Here is a 15,968-nt window from a genome sequence, read left to right as displayed (position 1 = left end):
AACAATCGGCATCAGCTATTAAATTCTCATGCGTAAAAAGCTCGGGACAGCGCTTATTTGGTTCTCACTGAAACACTTTAACGCGGTGAAACACCCATTAATACATTCAATAAATTACTTGCAATTTAAACAATTCAACACACACGTGCACTGCAAGAACCACATTGGTTTATCAGTAAAAAATTAAATACCTACAAAGTGGCGCCCATTTGAATACGCCAAATCGGTATTAACAAAGACACATCCCTTCAAACTTTTTATCCAAATGCCCCTGTGACCAGGACTTCACCGCTTGACATAACTTCCCACGCTAAAGCACACGCCCGTCCCACCCTACCGTCACATGGCGCGGCAACTCCCGCCGATGCTGCAACAACCACGCATCCAGCGTATGCCCCACATGAGTGAGCACACCCAACTGCGCGCCGACCTCATCAATACACTGCAACGCCAGCGTCAGGTCATTGTGATTACGCGGTGCCTGCGGTTGCGGCGGCATGGAGCAGTCGAGCACCAGCACGTCCAACGGTTCGCGTTGCAGCCAGTCGCGAGTAGCGGGTGGCAGGCCGACGGTGTCGGTGAGGTAGGCGATGCGCCGCCCTTCTCCTTCCAGCAGATAACCCAAGGTGGGTTTGGAATGCACCAACGGCAATGCAGTGACGCTCAGCTCACCCAGCCGGCGGGTTTCAAACTCGGCAAATGGTTGGCTGAAATCGAGGATGCCGGGGTGCTTGTACAGGTCGGACAACCCTTCCGGATCCACCGGCCCATGCACTGGAATCACCAGCCCTTGCCCCCACCGCAAGTGCAGCAGGCCTTGGGCGTGATCGGCGTGGTAGTGGGTCTGGATAATCCCGTTGAAACTGCGCGGCGGGAAGCGTTCGGTGAGGTCGGGCAACCCGCTGTCGATCAACCAGCGCTGGTCGCCGCACTCGATCAGCGCACTGCATGGGCGACGCCGCAGGCTCTCGTCGCGGCGGGCCAAATCACAGGCCGCGCACTCACAGCCATACACCGGGACTTGCCGCGCGTCGCCGGTGCCCAGCAGGGTCAGGCGCATGCTGGTTGCCCGTCGAGGCAGCCCAGCAGACGCTCGACCGTGTGTTCCAGTTGGCCGGAATTATCGAGCAGGAACACATCTGGAGCAGCGCTCAAACCTTCGGCGAATCGCGCATTGCGTGCGAGCCGCAGATCAATCTCCGCCAGGGATTCGCGGCCCCGTGCCAGCAAACGCTGGCGCAAAACGCCTTGATCCACCGTCAGCAACACCACCAGCAGGTTCGGATAACGCAACCGGGTTTGCGCCAGGTGACCGCGAGAACCGTTGACCAGCACATCATCTCCCGCCGCCAGCCACCCATCGATTTCCCGGGGGATGCCGTAGGACAGGCCGTTGGCGTGCCAACTGAGGGCAAAGGCGCCCTCGGCCTCCATGGCGGCAAACTGCGCCGGGCTCACACCCTGCGCCGCTTCGCCCACCGCTTCCGCCGAGCGGGTGATGACCCGTCGCACAATGCGGCAGCCACGCTCGGCCAAACGCGGGCGTGCGGCATCCAGCAGGCTGTCCTTGCCCGAACCCGATGGTCCGATGAGATAGATCAACCTGCCTGCCATCAAAACACCCTCTTCGCTTGTCGCCAGACTTGTTGGACCACTGGCAGTCCGTCGCGGCTTTTTTTGGCTTGCACCAGGTCGGCCCTCAGGCCCACGGCGATTTCGCCGCGATCCCTCAGGCCCGCCGCTTGTGCGGGCGCCAGGCTGATCATCTTGACCGCCCGGGAAAGGTCGCCGCCGTCCTGTTGATCGGCCAGCACGAACGCCGCCTGCAACAGGCTGGCCGGGTAGTAGTCACTGGAAAGTATATCCAGCAATCCTTCAGCAGCCAGGCCGGCGGCGGCCACATTACCCGAGTGGGACCCGCCACGCACCACGTTCGGCGCACCCATCAGAACTTTCATGTTCAGTTGCTGGCAGCCACGCGCCGCTTCCAGGGTGGTGGGGAATTCAGCGATGGTCATGCCATAGCGCGCCGACTCCTCGACATGCGCCAACGTCGCATCGTCATGGCTGGCCACCGACAGCCCGCGTTCCAGGCAATGCTCGACGATAGCGGCGCGGTAGCGGTCGCTGTATTCCTTCGAGTTGGCCATTTGCAGCTTGATGAACGCGTCCATGGTCTCGTCGTTCAGGTGGTACTTGCCCATGTAGTACTCACGGTACTTTGATTCGAGCACGAACTGGCGCTGGCCCGGCGAGTGGTCCATCACCGACACCAGGCGCACCAGCGGGTTTTCCACCAGGTCGCGGAATACGCTCAAAGTGTCGGGGTGGCACAGTTCGCAGCGCAGGTGCAGGCGGTGTTCGGCGCGGGTCAGGCCGGCGCTTTCTGCCGAGGCGATGGCGTTGAGCATCGCTGGTAGCCTCTGCATGCGGTTGCCCTTGGGGTTCACATCGCCGATGGACACCGCGTCGAACACCGTGGTGATGCCGGCCGCGATGATCTGCGCGTCGTGGCTGAGCACCGCCGGTGTCGACGGCCAGTCCACGCCGGGGCGCGGGGTCATGTGTTTTTCCAGGTTGTCGGTGTGCAATTCCACCAGGCCCGGCAGCAGGAAGTCACCGTCCAGGTCCTGGGCTTGGGGCAGTTGGCTGCGGCCTTCGGCGATGTCGACGATCAGCCCGTCGCGCAGCATCACGCTGCCAAGGAACACACGGTCAGTCATCACCAGCTGGGCATTGCTGAGGATCTGTTCAGCGGGCATGGGCGTATTCCTCTTGGGCAACAGGCGCGGGGGTCATGTCGAAATGGCGGTCGGCAACCGCTTCACGGGCGGCGCGGTCGTGGAAGATGCCGATCAGTGCGGCACCGGCAGCCTTGGCTTCGTTCATCAGCTCCAGCACGACCTGACGGTTGCTGTCGTCGAGGGACGCGGTGGGTTCGTCCAGCAGCATCACCGGCCAATCCACCATGAAGCCGCGGGCGATGTTGACCCGCTGCTGCTCGCCACCGGAGAACGTGCCGGGTGCCAATTGCCAAAGGCGCTGGGGAATGTTCAGGCGGGTCAGCAGATGTTCGGCACGCGACTGTGCATTGGCCTTCGACCAGCCACGGGCCAGGGCCGGCTCCATCACCACATCCAGGCACGCCACGCGCGGAATCACCCGCAGAAACTGGCTGACGTAGCCCAGGGTCTGCTGGCGTACTTGCAGAATGTCCCGAGGCTCGGCGCCTACCAGTTCCAGCCACTCACCGGCATGCCGCACACGAATGCTGCCGCCCGCCGGTAGATAGTTACCGTACAAGGTGCGCAGCAGCGTGCTTTTACCGGCGCCGGACTGGCCGTGCAGCACCAGGCACTCACCGCCTTTCACACTGAATTCCACCCCGCGCAGCACGTTCAGCACCACGCCGTTCTGCTGGTGCAAGGTGAAGGTTTTCGAGAGGTCACGGACCTCGATCAAGGCATTCATCATGGCTGCAATACCGAAGACACCAGCAGTTGAGAGTAAGGGTGCTGTGGATCGTCGAGGATCTGGTCCGTCAGCCCGGTTTCCACCACACGGGAACGGCGCATCACCATCAGGCGGTCCGCCAGCAGGCGCGCCACGGCGAGGTCATGGGTCACGATCACCACCGCCAGATCCAGCTCGCGAACGAGGCCGCGCAGCAGGTCGAGCAAGCGGGCTTGTACCGATACATCCAGGCCGCCAGTGGGTTCGTCCATAAACACAAGGCGCGGGCTGGAGACCAGGTTGCGGGCGATTTGCAGGCGCTGTTGCATGCCGCCGGAGAAGGTACGGGGCAAGTCGTCGATGCGCTGCGGGTCGATTTCCACCTGACCGAGCCAGTCGAGGCCGGCGCCGCGCAGTTGCTCATAGTTGCGCACGCCTTGAGCCATCAAGCGCTCGCCAATGTTGGCGCCGGCCGACACACCCATGCGCAAACCGTCCCGTGGGTTTTGCTCGACAAAGCCCCACTCGGTGCGCAGCAAGGTGCGGCGCTCGGCTTCGCTGGCGCTGTACAAATCCAGCCACTCGCCGTCCTTGCCGCGATAGCCGATGTTGCCGGCCTGCGGCGGCAAGCGCCCGCTGAGCAACGAGAGCAAGGTGGACTTACCCGAGCCGGATTCGCCGACAATCCCCAGCACTTCGCCGGGGTACAAATCGAAGCTGACGTCCTGGCAGCCCTTCTCTTCGCCGTATAACAACGACAGGTCACGCACTTGCAAAAGAGGCTGGCTCACTGGTTGTTCTCCTTCACCCGTTGGGCGCAGTACCAGGTGTCGGAACACACAAAACTCTGGGTGCCGGCGTCGTCGAGAATCAGCTCATCGAGGAACGATTCATGGCTGCCGCAGATCGCGCAGTTGTGTTCCCACTTCTGCACTTCGAACGGATGGTCTTCAAAGTCCAGGCTGGTGACCTGGGTGTACGGCGGCACCGCGTACAAGCGCTTTTCGCGACCGGCACCGAACAGCATCAGCGCCGGGCTCATGTCGAGTTTGGGGTTGTCGAATTTCGGGATCGGCGACGGGTCCATCACGTAGCGTTCATCCACCATCACCGGGTAGGCATAGCTGGTGGCGATATGGCCGAAGGTCGCGATGTCCTCGTAGAGTTTGACGTGCATCACCCCATAATCATTGAGGGCGTGCATGGTGCGGGTCTCGGTTTCCGACGGTTCGATAAAGCGCAGCGGCTCGGGGATCGGCACCTGGTAGACCATGATCTGGTCGGCGTGCAACGGGGTTTCCGGGATGCGGTGACGGGTCTGGATCACCGTGGCGTCCGGGGTGCTTTCGGTGGTGGCGACGCCGGCGGTGCGCGCGAAAAAGCGGCGGATCGACACGGCGTTGGTGGTGTCGTCGGCGCCCTGGTCAATGACCTTGAGCACGTCGTCAGCTCCCAGAATCGCGGCGGTCAGTTGCATGCCGCCGGTGCCCCAACCGTAAGGCAGCGGCATCTCACGGCCACCAAACGGCACCTGGTAACCGGGGATCGCCACGGCCTTGAGCAAGGCGCGGCGGATCATGCGTTTGGTCTGCTCGTCGAGGTAGGCGAAGTTGTACGCCGGGTCACGCGCAGGTGTTTGGGTCAGGTCATTCATGGCGCGTGCCCTCGGCCGGTTGGCGCAGTTTGCGGATCAGTTCCAGCTCGGACTGGAAGTCCACGTAGTGAGGCAATTTGAGGTGGGAAACGAAGCCCGCCGCCTCGACGTTGTCGCAGTGGGACAGCACGAATTCTTCCTGCTGCGCGGGCGAGACGATCTCTTCGTTGAACTCGTTGGCGCGCAACGAGCGGTCCACCAGCGCCATGCCCATGGCCTTGCGCTCGGCATGCCCAAAGGCCAGACCGTAGCCCCGGGTGAACTGCGCCAGCTCGGTGGCCGAGCCGACGAACTGGTTGACCATCTCGCACTCGGTGACTTCGATACTGCCCAGGCAGATCGGGAAACCCAGCTCTTCCGGGTCGATCCACACCTCGACGTCACCGATGCGAATCTCACCGGCAAACGGGTGATTGCGGCCGTAACCACGTTGGGTCGAGTAACCCAGCGCCAGCAGGAAACCTTCATCGCCACGGGCCAGGGCTTGCAGGCGCTGGGCGCGGTTGGCAGGGTATTCCAGCGGGTCGCGGGTGATGTCGGCGACGCTGCCGGTGTCGTCGGATTCGTTCTTGATCAGGCCTTCCTTGGCCAGCAAGCCGAGAACCCTCGGGCACGGTTCAAGCGTGGCGTCCGGTGTGGTTTGCGGGCCTGGGTATTCACCTTCGGCCAGCAGCGCGAAGTCCAACAGACGGTGGGTGTAATCGAAGGTCGGGCCCAGCAGTTGCCCGCCTGGCACGTCTTTGAAGGTGGCCGACAACCGCCGGCTCAGTGACATCTGCGCGGTATCGATCGGCAGGCTCGGGCTGAAGCGCGGCAACGTGGTGCGGTAAGCCCGCAACAGGAAGATCGCTTCCACCAGATCCCCCGCCGCCTGCTTGATCGCCAGCGCGGCCAGCTCCGTGTCGTACAGCGAGCCTTCGCTCATCACCCGGGCGACCGCCAGCGGCAATTGCTCGCGGATCTGCTCCACGCTCAGTTCCGGAATGGAGGTATCGCCCCGGCGTTTTTTCGCCAGCATGCGGTGGGCATTGTCGATGGCCTGTTCGCCACCCTTGACGGCTACGTACATCAGGCATGCTCCTGTGCAATTCGGGTGCTGCGTGGCAGGCCGATCAGGTGATGGCCGGCGGCGAACAACACGTCCAGGCCACGGGGAAACGTCTCGCGGCGTTGACGTTCGAGCCAGAATGCTTGAGGCACCGGCAGGTTCACCTGACGCTGGGTCTTGATCCCCGGACCGCGCCAGTTCAAGGCGCGACCGGCTTCCAGGTCGGTCAACTGGACCAGCAAGGTGCAAGACTGATCGGGGTAACGGTCGTTGCCGTGGTCGAAGCCGCTGAGGTCGAGCAAGTCCTGTTCACCGAGCAAGGCGAACGCGGCCTCTTCCCGGTTGGCGGTCAGCGGGCAGCCGCAGTGGAACGCCAGGTTGGCGCGAATCAGCGGTGTGCCGAAGCACGGTGCGAGCCACAGCGGCGTGTCCATGTCCAACAACGCCAGGCACAGCGCGTAGGTGGCCGGCGCCAGGCCTTCAAGGCTTGGGGCGGCGGGCAAGGACTGGATCAGACCAGGCTCGGCGAGGGCCTTGAGGGCGCCGCGAAAACCGCGCTGGGCATCCAGCACCGGGTCTACAAAGGCCGGTTGCAAGAGTTGGGCATTCATTAGTTTTCTCCTCGAACCAGGGTGAAGAACTCGACCTTGGTGGCGGCGGTGTCGGCCTCTTTTTGCGCCCGGCGCTCGGCCTGGGCGTTGGCCAGTGAGCCGATCAGATCGCTGATCCAGGGGCTCGGGTGTGCCCCCTGCAAATGCGCATCCGCCAGGGCCGCCAGTTCGGCATGGACCTTGTCGCGCCCGGCCAGGTAGCTGTAGCCGGTGCGCCCGTCAGCCAGGCGCACCACGCAGCGGGTCACGCTCATTTCACCAACGTTGAACGGCGCGCCGTTGCCGCCCATGCGGCCGCGTACCAAGGTCATGCCGATTTCCGGGGCGCGGATCAGTTGGTAATCCACGTCGCGCAGGGCGTCTTCATGGGGCAGCAATTCACTGCGAAAGGCGCGGGCGAGCACGCCGATCCAGTGTTGACGCGGGGACAGGTTCATCGAGGTCTCCATCAGGTCACCACTTGGTACTGGAAGCGATCCGAGCGGCTGGTGGACTGCGCCAGCTCCACCGGGCGGCCGTCGCGATCGCGGGAAAGAGTGAATACGGTCAGCGCCGGCAAGTGCCGGGGCATCATCAGCAGCGCGGCTTCGTCACGGTTGGGCAAACGTGCGCCGATCAGGCTTTGGGTGCGGGTCAACGGCATGTCGCGTTCACGCAGGTAGTGGCGCAAGGAGCCGCCGTTGTAGTCCGCCAGTAGCGGCGCATGGCTGGCGCAGTAGCGGTGACGAATCAGGCTGACCGGCTGGTGGTCGAGCTTGCGCAGGGTTTGCAGCTCGATCATCGGCGCCATCTCGGCGATGCCCAGTTGCTGCGCCTCTTCGCGGCTCGCGAGGCAGTAGCGGCGCTTGAGCAACATCGCTTCCACGCCCACGCCTTGGGCCGACAACGACTGGCTGTAGGAAGTCTCGGCGCCCATCGGGTAAATCAGCGGGCGGTCCAGCACTTGGGTACCCTTGCCCTGGCGGCGCAACAGGCTGCCTTCGAACACCAGCTCATCGATGGCGCGTCGCAGGGTGTGGCGGTTGACACCAAAGCGTTCAGCCAACTGCACCTCGCCCGGCAGAAATTCACCGGCCTGGTAGCTGCTCAGTTCGCGGCGCAGGATGTCGGCGAGTTCGCGGTACACCGGCTCATCTTGTCTAGACAACTGCATGCTTAAAAAAAAGCGCCCTGGGGCACCCCTCCGACGTCAGATGAACTGCTTGCGCAGGCGTTGGGACAACACGTCGATACAGCTCACCACCACGATGATCACCAGCAGCACCGCGCAGGTCTGCACGAACTGGAAGGCGCGGATGTTCTCCCAGAGGATCACGCCGATTCCGCCGGCACCGACCATCCCCACCACTGTCGCCGAGCGCACGTTGGCTTCGAAGCGGTAGAGCGCGTAGGACACCCACAGCGGCATCACTTGCGGGATCACGCCGTAGATCACTTCCTGCAAGGCACTCGCGCCGGTAGCTCGCACACCTTCAACGGGGCCCGGGTCGATGGCTTCGACGGCTTCGGCAAACAGCTTGGCGAGGACGCCGGTGGTGCTGATCCACAAGGCCAGGACACCCGCGAAAGGACCGAGGCCCACCGCGACCACGAACAACATGGCGAACACCATTTCGTTGATCGAACGGAACGCATCCATCACCCGGCGCAGTGGCTGGTGGATCCACCACGGCGTGATGTTGTCGGCGCACAGGATGCCCAGCGGTACCGAGCAGACAATCGCCAGTACCGTGCCCCAGAGGGCGATTTGCACGGTGACGATCATCTCCTTGAGGTAGGAGCGCCATTCGTGGAAGTCCGGTGGGAAGAAGTCGGCGGCGAAGGTCGCCATGTTTCCGGAATCGCGGTACAGCGCCAGCGGGTTCATCTCGGCGCCGTGCCAGGCCCAGGCCAGCAGGATCAGGAACAGGCCCCAGCCCAGGTATTGCGGCCAGGTGCGTTTGCCTACGGCTTCAGCGTGCAGAGTGGTCATGAATCCCTCTCAATGACTTACTGTAGGAGCGAGCTTGCTCGCGAAGGTCGTTAACGATGACGCGGGCACCCTGAATGAGCGCGGTGCCCTGACGTTTTTCGCGAGCAAGCTCGCTCCTGCAGTGGGGTGGGTTAGCCGTTGGCGGCAGTCGTCTTGTCCAGTTCGGTGATGCGTTGTTGCAACTTGGCGAGGTCGGCGTCGATATCCGCGAGCTTCTTGGTCTTGTCGGCGGCTTCCAGCTTGTCGTCGGCGCTGATGGTGGTGCGCTGCTTGAACAGCTCCAGTTGGCGGATCGGCAACAGTTGGTCGTCGCTGGACTTGAGGAACTTGCCCAGTTGCATGTTCTTCAACACGGCCTTCTCTTCGTCGGTGTCACCGTAGTTGGCGAAGAAGTCGCGGATCTTGGTCTTCTCGCTGTCGCTCAGGGCCTTGCTCCACACCATCGGGTCGGCCGGGATCAGCGGCGACTTCCAGATCACCTTGAGCATCGCGGCCTTGTCTGGCTGGGTGACTTCCAGGCGGTCCCAGCTTTCGGTGTTGAAGGTCGCGACGTCCAACTGCCCTTTGGCCACGCTCAGTGCGTTGACTTCATGGCTGGAGTTGAGGGTGCGCTTAAAGGCGGTGGCGGCGTCGACGTGGTTCTTGGCGAACACGTAGTAGCCGGGCACCAGGTAGCCCGAGGTGGAGTTCGGGTCACCGTTGCCGAAGGTCAGGTTCTTGGCGTTCTTGAGCATGTCTTCAACGTTGTTGATCGGGCTGTCCTTGCGCACGATCAGCACGCTCCAGTAACCGGCAGCCCCGTTGGCCGCGGCGGTCTGGGCGAAGATTTCGCCGTTGGAACGGTCTACCGCTTCCATCGCGGCCTTGTTGCCCAGCCAGGCCACGTCGACCTTGTTGAAGCGCATGCCCTGGATCAGGCCGGCGTAGTCGGAGGCGAAGGTGGCGTTGATGGTGAGGCCGGTCTTCTTGTGCATGTCATCCAAAAATGGCTGCCAGATGCTCTTGAGGTTCTGCGAAGACTCGGTGGACATAATGCCGAAATTGATCGCCTTGTCGGCGGCCTGGGCATTGCCCATGGCCACGCTGGCTAACAGCACGGCGGACAGAAACACATGACCGATACGGTTCAACATGGAGAGGATTCCTGTGGGTCGTTGGAGGGTTTCAAGCGCGAGCCAGGGCCAACCGTGCGGGGACGACGGGTGTGCGGGTCTGGTCGGAAAACATCAGGCTGGTGTCGACATCGGCACCGTACAAATCATTGAGGAACTGGCTGCTCAGCTCGCTGGCGTGGCCATCGAAGTGAATCCGCCCGCCCTTGAGCGCCACGGCTCGGGGGCAATAACGCATGGCGTAATCAACCTGGTGCAGGGTGACCACCACGGTCTTGCCGTCGCGGCCGTTGATGTCGGCGAGGATCTCCATGACCTTGCGCGCCGACTCCGGGTCCAGCGAAGCGATGGGTTCATCGGCCAGGATCACCTCGGCGCGTTGGGTCAGGGCGCGAGCAATGGCTACGCGTTGCTGCTGGCCGCCGGACAAGGTAGAGGCGCGTTGCGCGGCCAGGTCAGCCAGGCCGACGCGGGCCAGGGATTCCATGGCGAACTGTTTTTCCTCGGTGTTGAACAAACCGAGGTTGCCACGCCAGCGCGGCATGCGGCCCAGACAACCGAGCAGCACGTTGTCGAGCACGCTCAGGCGGTTGACCAGGTTGAACTGCTGGAAGATGTAGCCGATGTCGGCGCGCAGGCGCCGCACCTTGCCATTCAACCGCCCGCTGGCCTGCACTTCCCGGCCCAGCACCTTGACGCTGCCGCCGTTGCTCTTGTCGCAACAGGCCAGGCCCGCGAGGTGGCGCAGCAAGGTCGACTTGCCGGAGCCGGAAGCGCCAATCAGCGCGACCATCTCACCGGTGGCAACGGTGAGTTCGAGGTCGACCAGCGCGGATTTCTTCGCAAAGGTCTTGTTCAGATGATCGACATGGATAGCTGGAGTCATGGGCTTCTCTGTCTGGTTGAACAGCCGTCCGTGGCTGCGTTTGAGTTCAAACGACAGTAGGCGCGGGCTGTGTCAGCCCTATGACTTGCACATGACTGGAGTAAAACCGTTTGATGAAGGTTTGATGAAAGGTTGGAACTGACGCTGAATACCTAACCTGTGGCGAGGGAGCTTGCTCCCGCTGGGCTGCGCAGCGGCCCCAAGCCTGGGTGACACGGTCTGTCAGATGTACTGAGGTGGCTGACTTGGGCCTGCTTCGCAGTCCAGCGGGAGCAAGCCCCCTCGCCACAAGGTCTTCGCCCGGCATTGGAAATGTGCCGGACTGTGGTGCAATAGCTGGCCGCCAATATGTGCAAGAGGGCAACGTGATGGGAAAAGACAAGGCATGTCCGGTCGTTCTGCGAACCCGCCAATCGCTGGAAATCCTCGCATTCAAACACCCCCTGGCAGGCCTTCAACTGGTCAAGGGCAGCGTGGAGCCTGGCGAAAGCACCGACGCAGCTGCGATTCGGGAATTACAGGAAGAAGCCGGGATAACCGGCAAGGTGATACGTGACCTGGGCACTTGGCACTCAGCGTCCACGGGGCATACATGGGCCTTTCATCAATGCCAGGTCGCAGAAGAGACACCAGATACCTGGACCTATTTTGCAGAGGATGATGGCGGCCATGAGTTCCGGTTCTTCTGGCACTCGCTTGCGAGCGAACCGTCAGAAGAGTGGTATCAGGTGTTTAAAGATGCCTTGGAGTTTCTAAAGCCGCGCCTTTCCGAAGTATCGCTTCAAGAATAATCAAGATCCCGGTAGATCCGTGATTTTTCCTACGATCTCTATGGCTTGCAGCAGCCTTAACTCGCCGCTAGCCTCTCCAAGTCGCTGCTCATCAGCGATCGGGTTTGGTCGCCCGGGTTAGAATGGCGCACAGTGCCGCGCAAGCGGCATTATCGTGTTCGCTTTATGGCGAGCTGTGCGTGGGAGGGCTCTGGCCCTGCCGGGTTTTCCATTCCCTGGTCGACCAACCTGCGTACAGCTCGCCACCCACCTGCTTGGTCGCAGATGTGGTGAGCTCCAACTGAATGGAGAGTCATTGCATGTACAAGGTCACGCCCAATCCGCCAGAAACGTCTGGCTCCAAGTCTGAAAAAACCAAGCTCCAGGACGCCGCCCAGCGGGCCATCGATCACTACCTGAAACCCGCCGAAACCAAAGCGTCCACCAATGAAAAAAACCACTTTAGTCTGTTCACCGTATCAGCCAACGTTGAAACGGAAGCACTGCTGAGCAACGCCTACGAAACACTCCAGTCTGCCAATGCAATGGCGTTGGACCTTTCCGAAAACATTGATGGCAAAGACCGCAGCCTGGTATTGGCGATGCAACAACTGCTGGAGTTGGGATTGTTGTTGGTGGATAGAGCGCTGGATCGAGAGTGCCCGGTGGCCTGATCAAAACGACAGTAGGCGCGGGCCGTGTCAGACCTATGACTTGCACATGACTGGAGTAAAACCGTTTGATGAAGGTTTAATGAAAGGTTGGAAGTAGCTGTAGGACTTTGATCGTTCCCACGCTCTGCGTGGGAATGCCGCCTTTGACGCTCTGCGTCCAGCTGGGGATGCAAGGTTGAAGTCTTGTGCAGTGGTGACGCGGAGCGTCACGGGAGGCATTCCCACGCAGAGCGTGGGAACGATCCAATGGCGCAGTTATTGGTGGATGAGGCGCTTAACCGAGAGTGCCCGGTGGCTTGATCAAAACCGAAATCCAACTGGCAACATAAATTCAATGTGGGAGCGGGCTTGCTCGCGAATGCAGAGGGTCAGTCAATACATCTGGTGACTGATCCACCGCTTTCGCGAGCAAGCCCGCTCCCACATTTTGATTTTCATCAGGTTCAAATTCGTCGATGTTATTGGGCGGTGCGGGCGCGCAATCGCGGCATTACAAAATCCAGAAACGCCCGCAGCTTCAGCGGCAACGGCGACTGCCCTTTGTGCACTAGGCTAATGGGCAGCGGTGCCGACTCGAACGCCTCAAGCACCACCGACAACGCCTCCTCCCGCACCGCATCCGACACCTGATACGACAGCACCCGAATCACTCCAACCCCCAACGTCGCCGCCGCAATCGCCGCTTCTGCGGTGTTCACCGACAACCGCGAATGCACCGGTACCGAGAGCCCGGTTTTACCCGCGCCAAATCCCCACGCCCCTTGGGATGCCAGCACTTCGAAAGTGATGCAGTCATGTGCCGCCAAGTCCCGGGGTTCGGCTGGTACACCGCGAGCGGCCAGGTACGCCGGACTGGCACACACTACCCGCCGCACCGTGCCGACCTGCATGGCCTTCAGCGAGCTGTCGGGCAACTCACCAATCCGTACCGCCACGTCGCAGTGTTCTTCCATCAGGTGCACAACCCGGTCGGTAAGGATCAGGTTGATGTCGATCTCCGGGTACTGCGCCAGGAATTCCGCCACCACCGGCACGATGTGCAGCCGCCCGAAGACCACGGGCGCGGTGACCACCAACTCGCCCCGGGGCTCGGAATATTCGCCGGTAGCGGCGCGCTCGGCTTCGCTGATGTCTTCAAGAATGCGCCGGCACGCCGCCAGGTAGGAGGCACCCGCATCGGTCAATGACAGCTGGCGCGTGGTGCGGTGCAGCAGGCGGGTTTTCAGGTGCGTCTCAAGTTCGGCCATCTTGCGGCTGACGCTGGCCAGCGGCATGTCGAGGCGCCGCGCTGCGGCCGTCAGGCTGCCCGCATCAACCACGGCAACGAAGATGGACATGGATTCAAGGCGGTTCATGGCAACCTATCAAATTCTGGAAGGATGATTCCAAATCCTAGGGGATTATCCTGCCAAGCGCGAGTGCGTAACGTTGGCCACTCATCTCCTTCCCGGAGATCTGCATTGAAGGAGAGCGCCGTGAGTGGCCAACCGATTACTGACCAAAGTCCTGCAGCGCCTGCGGTCGCGCCGCGCGGCAAGATCATCATGATGGCGGTGATCGCCGGCGCGGTGATCACCAATATTTACTGCACCCAGCCGATCCTGCCACTGATCGCCTCGGACATGGGCGTGGACGTGACCACCGTGGACCTGGTGGCCGGTTCCGCCCTGCTGGGGTTTGCCACCGGCCTGGCATTGCTGTTGCCGATGGGCGACCGCTTTGACCGGCGCAAACTGGTGCTGGGGCAGATCGCGCTGGCGTTCTGTTTTGCCTTGGCGGCGGCGTTTTCATCGGGTATCTGGGCGCTGGTTGCGGCGTCATTTGGCTTGGGGATTGTGAGCTGTGTACCTCAGCAGCTGGTGCCGTTCGCGGCCGTGATGTCACAGCCACACGAACGTGGGCGCAATGTGGGCACGGTGGTCAGCGGGATCATGGTGGGCATTCTGCTGGGGCGTACTATCGCCGGCGTGGTCGGTGAGGCGTATGGCTGGCGGGCGGTTTACGCGATGGAAGCGGCCTTCATGATGCCCGTGTGGATCGCCGCCGCTAAGCTGCTGCCACGGGGCGTGCCCAGCACCAACCTGTCCTACCCTCGCCTGCTGGCTTCGCTGTGGCCGCTGATGCGCGACAACAGCCCGATTCGCCAATCGATGATGGTGCAGGCGTTGTTGTGGGCTTGCTTCAATGCGTTCTGGGTGAATCTGGCGGCGCTGTTGGCCCACGGGCCATGGCAGTTGGGCAGTGCCTGGGCCGGTGGCTTCGGAATTATCGGGGCGGCAGGTGCGTTGGCAGCGTCGCTCGGTGGACGGGCTTCTGACCGGTTAGGTTCACGCAAGGTGATTGGGGCGAGTATCGGGATTGTGACTCTGGCATTCCTGCTGCTGGCGGGTGCGGAGACTTCGATTATCTTGCTGGTGCTGGGGGTGATCGTGCTGGACATCGGGGTGCAGTCGGGCTTGGTTTCCAACCAGACGCGAGCGTTTGCGGTGGACCCGAAAGCTCAGGGCCGCATCAACAGTTTGTACATGACGGCGACGTTTTTTGGCGGCGCGGTGGGGGCAGCGGTCAGCGGCTGGTTGATGGCACGGTTGGGCTGGACGGGGATTGTCGAGTTTGGGGTGGCGCTGGGGGTGATCGCCGGGGTAATCCATTGGCTCAGTGCCCCGCACCGCGCAAGGGAACGGGCCTGACGCTATCGAGGGAATACTCCGATAACGACGTATGAAAACCGCGAACAACAGTAAACATCTGACTTATCCCGTACCAGTCCTAGGAAACTTCGGAAATTTTCGGTTTATTTTGCATGGCTAGAACAACCGGGCTATATCTCATCACGAAGTACTATTCCGACCCATGAGAGAGATAGATAGAATGAGCTGTATTTTTTGCGACATCGTTCAAGGAGTATCCCCTTCGCATGTCATATGGGAAGACGACAGGCACATGTCGTTCCTATCAATCTTCCCAAACACGCCGGGCTTTACGGTAGTCATCCCAAAAACTCACCATGACAGTTACGCATTCAATCAGTCGGACTCGACGCTGTGCGAACTCATTGTTGCAGCCAAAAAAACCGCGCTACTGATTGATAAATCCTTGCCAGATGTCGCCCGTACCGGGTTGATCCTGGAGGGATACGGGGTTGACCATCTACACGCCAAGTTATTTCCAATGCATGGCACCGGCCAAGACAGCACATTCAAAAAGATCAGCTCACGGGTGGACAAGTTCTATGAGGTGTATGAGGGTTATATTTCCTCACACGACTCAAACAGGGCAGATGACGGTGAACTCGCTGAACTCGCCGCGCATATAAGGTCGTTTAAATAACGACCTTATAGGGTCAGTATCAGTCCCGATAAACAGCCAAATTCATTGCGCGTACTGCTTGCTCAACCCCGGCGGCACGCCATGGACGTCGGTCTCTTCCCAAGGCCCGTTCGGGCTGATGGAGCGGCTCCAGCCGTTGCTCCAGCGGTAGTAGGTGCGCTGGCGGTAGAATGTATCGTCCTGCTCGTCCAGCACGTACACCTGCATTTTGCCGTCCCAGTGGCTGGCTGCACCCGGTGGCGGAGCAAAGGTCGGCGAGGAACTCGGCACCGGCTTCGACGGTTTAATCACCGGGCCCGAAGGTTGGGTGCCTGGCTGGGTGCTCGGCTGGGTCGACGGCCCTGTCGGTGGAATGGTCGGCCCGGTAGGCGACGGAGGCCGATGGACCGCACAAGCACTCAACCCCAATACCAGGCTGAGCAGGGTGATACGAGCGATGGCGGTCATGGGCATTTCCT

19 protein-coding genes are annotated in these 15,968 nt (G+C 61.5%); 4 read left to right on the top strand and 15 right to left on the bottom strand.

The genetic code is table 11. From position 1 onward, the window contains the following. Positions 1-310: 310 nt before the first annotated feature. The 13 genes from phnP to phnC form a co-directional block, all read right to left on the bottom strand. On the bottom strand, positions 311-1,060 hold the full coding sequence (phnP, locus tag AU074_RS13880; protein ID WP_076015191.1) for a phosphonate metabolism protein PhnP: 750 nt from the start codon (positions 1,058-1,060) through the stop codon (positions 311-313). Continuing rightward, entirely contained in the window at positions 1,051-1,614 is a 564-nt protein-coding gene (phnN, locus tag AU074_RS13875) for a phosphonate metabolism protein/1,5-bisphosphokinase (PRPP-forming) PhnN (RefSeq protein WP_076015190.1), read from the bottom strand. The genes phnP and phnN overlap by 10 nt, the downstream gene beginning before the upstream one ends. Further along, positions 1,614-2,762 (bottom strand): alpha-D-ribose 1-methylphosphonate 5-triphosphate diphosphatase, encoded by a 1,149-nt coding sequence (locus AU074_RS13870; protein WP_076015189.1) that lies wholly within the window; start codon positions 2,760-2,762, stop codon positions 1,614-1,616. The genes phnN and AU074_RS13870 overlap by 1 nt, the downstream gene beginning before the upstream one ends. After that, complete coding sequence (gene phnL / locus AU074_RS13865) at positions 2,752-3,471, bottom strand: phosphonate C-P lyase system protein PhnL (protein WP_076015188.1); 720 nt, start codon at positions 3,469-3,471, stop codon at positions 2,752-2,754. Before phnL ends, AU074_RS13870 begins: the two co-directional genes overlap by 11 nt. After that, the gene (phnK, locus tag AU074_RS13860) at positions 3,471-4,280 is read right to left on the bottom strand and encodes a phosphonate C-P lyase system protein PhnK (protein ID WP_143503585.1); all 810 of its coding nucleotides are present in this window, start codon (positions 4,278-4,280) and stop codon (positions 3,471-3,473) included. Before phnK ends, phnL begins: the two co-directional genes overlap by 1 nt. Beyond that, complete coding sequence (locus AU074_RS13855) at positions 4,241-5,107, bottom strand: alpha-D-ribose 1-methylphosphonate 5-phosphate C-P-lyase PhnJ (RefSeq protein WP_063028151.1); 867 nt, start codon at positions 5,105-5,107, stop codon at positions 4,241-4,243. The genes phnK and AU074_RS13855 overlap by 40 nt, the downstream gene beginning before the upstream one ends. Continuing rightward, positions 5,100-6,176, bottom strand: coding sequence for a carbon-phosphorus lyase complex subunit PhnI (locus tag AU074_RS13850; RefSeq protein WP_076015187.1), 1,077 nt, complete (start codon positions 6,174-6,176; stop codon positions 5,100-5,102). Before AU074_RS13850 ends, AU074_RS13855 begins: the two co-directional genes overlap by 8 nt. Beyond that, positions 6,176-6,766 (bottom strand): phosphonate C-P lyase system protein PhnH, encoded by a 591-nt coding sequence (gene phnH, locus AU074_RS13845; RefSeq protein WP_076015186.1) that lies wholly within the window; start codon positions 6,764-6,766, stop codon positions 6,176-6,178. The genes AU074_RS13850 and phnH overlap by 1 nt, the downstream gene beginning before the upstream one ends. Continuing rightward, on the bottom strand, positions 6,766-7,215 hold the full coding sequence (phnG, locus tag AU074_RS13840) for a phosphonate C-P lyase system protein PhnG (RefSeq protein ID WP_076015185.1): 450 nt from the start codon (positions 7,213-7,215) through the stop codon (positions 6,766-6,768). Before phnG ends, phnH begins: the two co-directional genes overlap by 1 nt. Beyond that, entirely contained in the window at positions 7,215-7,919 is a 705-nt protein-coding gene (gene phnF, locus AU074_RS13835; protein ID WP_076015184.1) for a phosphonate metabolism transcriptional regulator PhnF, read from the bottom strand. Before phnF ends, phnG begins: the two co-directional genes overlap by 1 nt. A gap of 36 nt (positions 7,920-7,955) precedes the next feature. Continuing rightward, on the bottom strand, positions 7,956-8,738 hold the full coding sequence (gene phnE, locus AU074_RS13830; protein WP_003210621.1) for a phosphonate ABC transporter, permease protein PhnE: 783 nt from the start codon (positions 8,736-8,738) through the stop codon (positions 7,956-7,958). Positions 8,739-8,869: 131 nt separating this feature from the next. Further along, the gene (phnD, locus tag AU074_RS13825; protein ID WP_076015183.1) at positions 8,870-9,871 is read right to left on the bottom strand and encodes a phosphonate ABC transporter substrate-binding protein; all 1,002 of its coding nucleotides are present in this window, start codon (positions 9,869-9,871) and stop codon (positions 8,870-8,872) included. A gap of 31 nt (positions 9,872-9,902) precedes the next feature. Further along, entirely contained in the window at positions 9,903-10,736 is an 834-nt protein-coding gene (gene phnC / locus AU074_RS13820; RefSeq protein ID WP_076015182.1) for a phosphonate ABC transporter ATP-binding protein, read from the bottom strand. Between the two features lie 368 nt (positions 10,737-11,104). On the opposite strand from phnC, the gene AU074_RS13815 reads away from it, so the two are divergent. Together AU074_RS13815 and AU074_RS13810 are read left to right on the top strand one after the other, a co-directional pair. Beyond that, positions 11,105-11,527 carry an NUDIX domain-containing protein gene (locus AU074_RS13815; protein WP_076015181.1) on the top strand — a complete coding sequence of 141 codons (423 nt, stop codon included), beginning with the start codon at positions 11,105-11,107 and terminating at the stop codon, positions 11,525-11,527. A 299-nt stretch (positions 11,528-11,826) separates the two neighbouring features. Then, a complete protein-coding gene (locus AU074_RS13810) occupies positions 11,827-12,180 on the top strand; it encodes a DUF6124 family protein (RefSeq protein ID WP_076015180.1) in 354 nt (117 codons plus the stop codon). A 458-nt stretch (positions 12,181-12,638) separates the two neighbouring features. Here the strand turns inward: AU074_RS13810 and AU074_RS13805 are convergent, their stop codons facing one another. Continuing rightward, positions 12,639-13,535: a LysR family transcriptional regulator gene (locus AU074_RS13805; protein ID WP_076015179.1), complete on the bottom strand. Its 897-nt coding sequence runs from the start codon at positions 13,533-13,535 to the stop codon at positions 12,639-12,641. Positions 13,536-13,640: 105 nt separating this feature from the next. Between AU074_RS13805 and AU074_RS13800 the strand changes: the two genes are divergently transcribed. After that, positions 13,641-14,870, top strand: coding sequence for an MFS transporter (locus AU074_RS13800; protein ID WP_173860378.1), 1,230 nt, complete (start codon positions 13,641-13,643; stop codon positions 14,868-14,870). A gap of 181 nt (positions 14,871-15,051) precedes the next feature. Further along, positions 15,052-15,510 (top strand): HIT family protein, encoded by a 459-nt coding sequence (locus tag AU074_RS13795; RefSeq protein WP_076015177.1) that lies wholly within the window; start codon positions 15,052-15,054, stop codon positions 15,508-15,510. Positions 15,511-15,552: 42 nt separating this feature from the next. Here the strand turns inward: AU074_RS13795 and AU074_RS13790 are convergent, their stop codons facing one another. Continuing rightward, positions 15,553-15,957 carry a hypothetical protein gene (locus AU074_RS13790; RefSeq protein ID WP_076015176.1) on the bottom strand — a complete coding sequence of 135 codons (405 nt, stop codon included), beginning with the start codon at positions 15,955-15,957 and terminating at the stop codon, positions 15,553-15,555. Between the last annotated feature and the right edge of the window lie 11 nt (positions 15,958-15,968).

Origin of the sequence: Pseudomonas sp. ATCC PTA-122608 (assembly GCF_001952855.1) — a bacterium.
In the GTDB taxonomy this organism is placed as follows: Bacteria; Pseudomonadota; Gammaproteobacteria; order Pseudomonadales; family Pseudomonadaceae; genus Aquipseudomonas.
The sequence above is the reverse complement of the archived record's forward strand: the minus strand, read 5'-3'. Positions and strand labels throughout refer to the sequence as shown.

Coding starts and splice junctions, on each gene's coding strand:
- phnP (WP_076015191.1), bottom strand. CDS start 1,060: ATGCGCCTGACCCTGCTGGGCACCGGCGACGCGCGGCAAGTCCCGGTG.
- phnN (WP_076015190.1), bottom strand. CDS start 1,614: ATGGCAGGCAGGTTGATCTATCTCATCGGACCATCGGGTTCGGGCAAG.
- AU074_RS13870 (WP_076015189.1), bottom strand. CDS start 2,762: ATGCCCGCTGAACAGATCCTCAGCAATGCCCAGCTGGTGATGACTGAC.
- phnL (WP_076015188.1), bottom strand. CDS start 3,471: ATGAATGCCTTGATCGAGGTCCGTGACCTCTCGAAAACCTTCACCTTG.
- AU074_RS13855 (WP_063028151.1), bottom strand. CDS start 5,107: ATGAATGACCTGACCCAAACACCTGCGCGTGACCCGGCGTACAACTTC.
- AU074_RS13850 (WP_076015187.1), bottom strand. CDS start 6,176: ATGTACGTAGCCGTCAAGGGTGGCGAACAGGCCATCGACAATGCCCAC.
- phnH (WP_076015186.1), bottom strand. CDS start 6,766: ATGAATGCCCAACTCTTGCAACCGGCCTTTGTAGACCCGGTGCTGGAT.
- phnG (WP_076015185.1), bottom strand. CDS start 7,215: ATGGAGACCTCGATGAACCTGTCCCCGCGTCAACACTGGATCGGCGTG.
- phnF (WP_076015184.1), bottom strand. CDS start 7,919: ATGCAGTTGTCTAGACAAGATGAGCCGGTGTACCGCGAACTCGCCGAC.
- phnE (WP_003210621.1), bottom strand. CDS start 8,738: ATGACCACTCTGCACGCTGAAGCCGTAGGCAAACGCACCTGGCCGCAA.
- phnD (WP_076015183.1), bottom strand. CDS start 9,871: ATGTTGAACCGTATCGGTCATGTGTTTCTGTCCGCCGTGCTGTTAGCC.
- phnC (WP_076015182.1), bottom strand. CDS start 10,736: ATGACTCCAGCTATCCATGTCGATCATCTGAACAAGACCTTTGCGAAG.
- AU074_RS13815 (WP_076015181.1), top strand. CDS start 11,105: ATGGGAAAAGACAAGGCATGTCCGGTCGTTCTGCGAACCCGCCAATCG.
- AU074_RS13810 (WP_076015180.1), top strand. CDS start 11,827: ATGTACAAGGTCACGCCCAATCCGCCAGAAACGTCTGGCTCCAAGTCT.
- AU074_RS13805 (WP_076015179.1), bottom strand. CDS start 13,535: ATGAACCGCCTTGAATCCATGTCCATCTTCGTTGCCGTGGTTGATGCG.
- AU074_RS13795 (WP_076015177.1), top strand. CDS start 15,052: ATGAGCTGTATTTTTTGCGACATCGTTCAAGGAGTATCCCCTTCGCAT.
- AU074_RS13790 (WP_076015176.1), bottom strand. CDS start 15,957: ATGACCGCCATCGCTCGTATCACCCTGCTCAGCCTGGTATTGGGGTTG.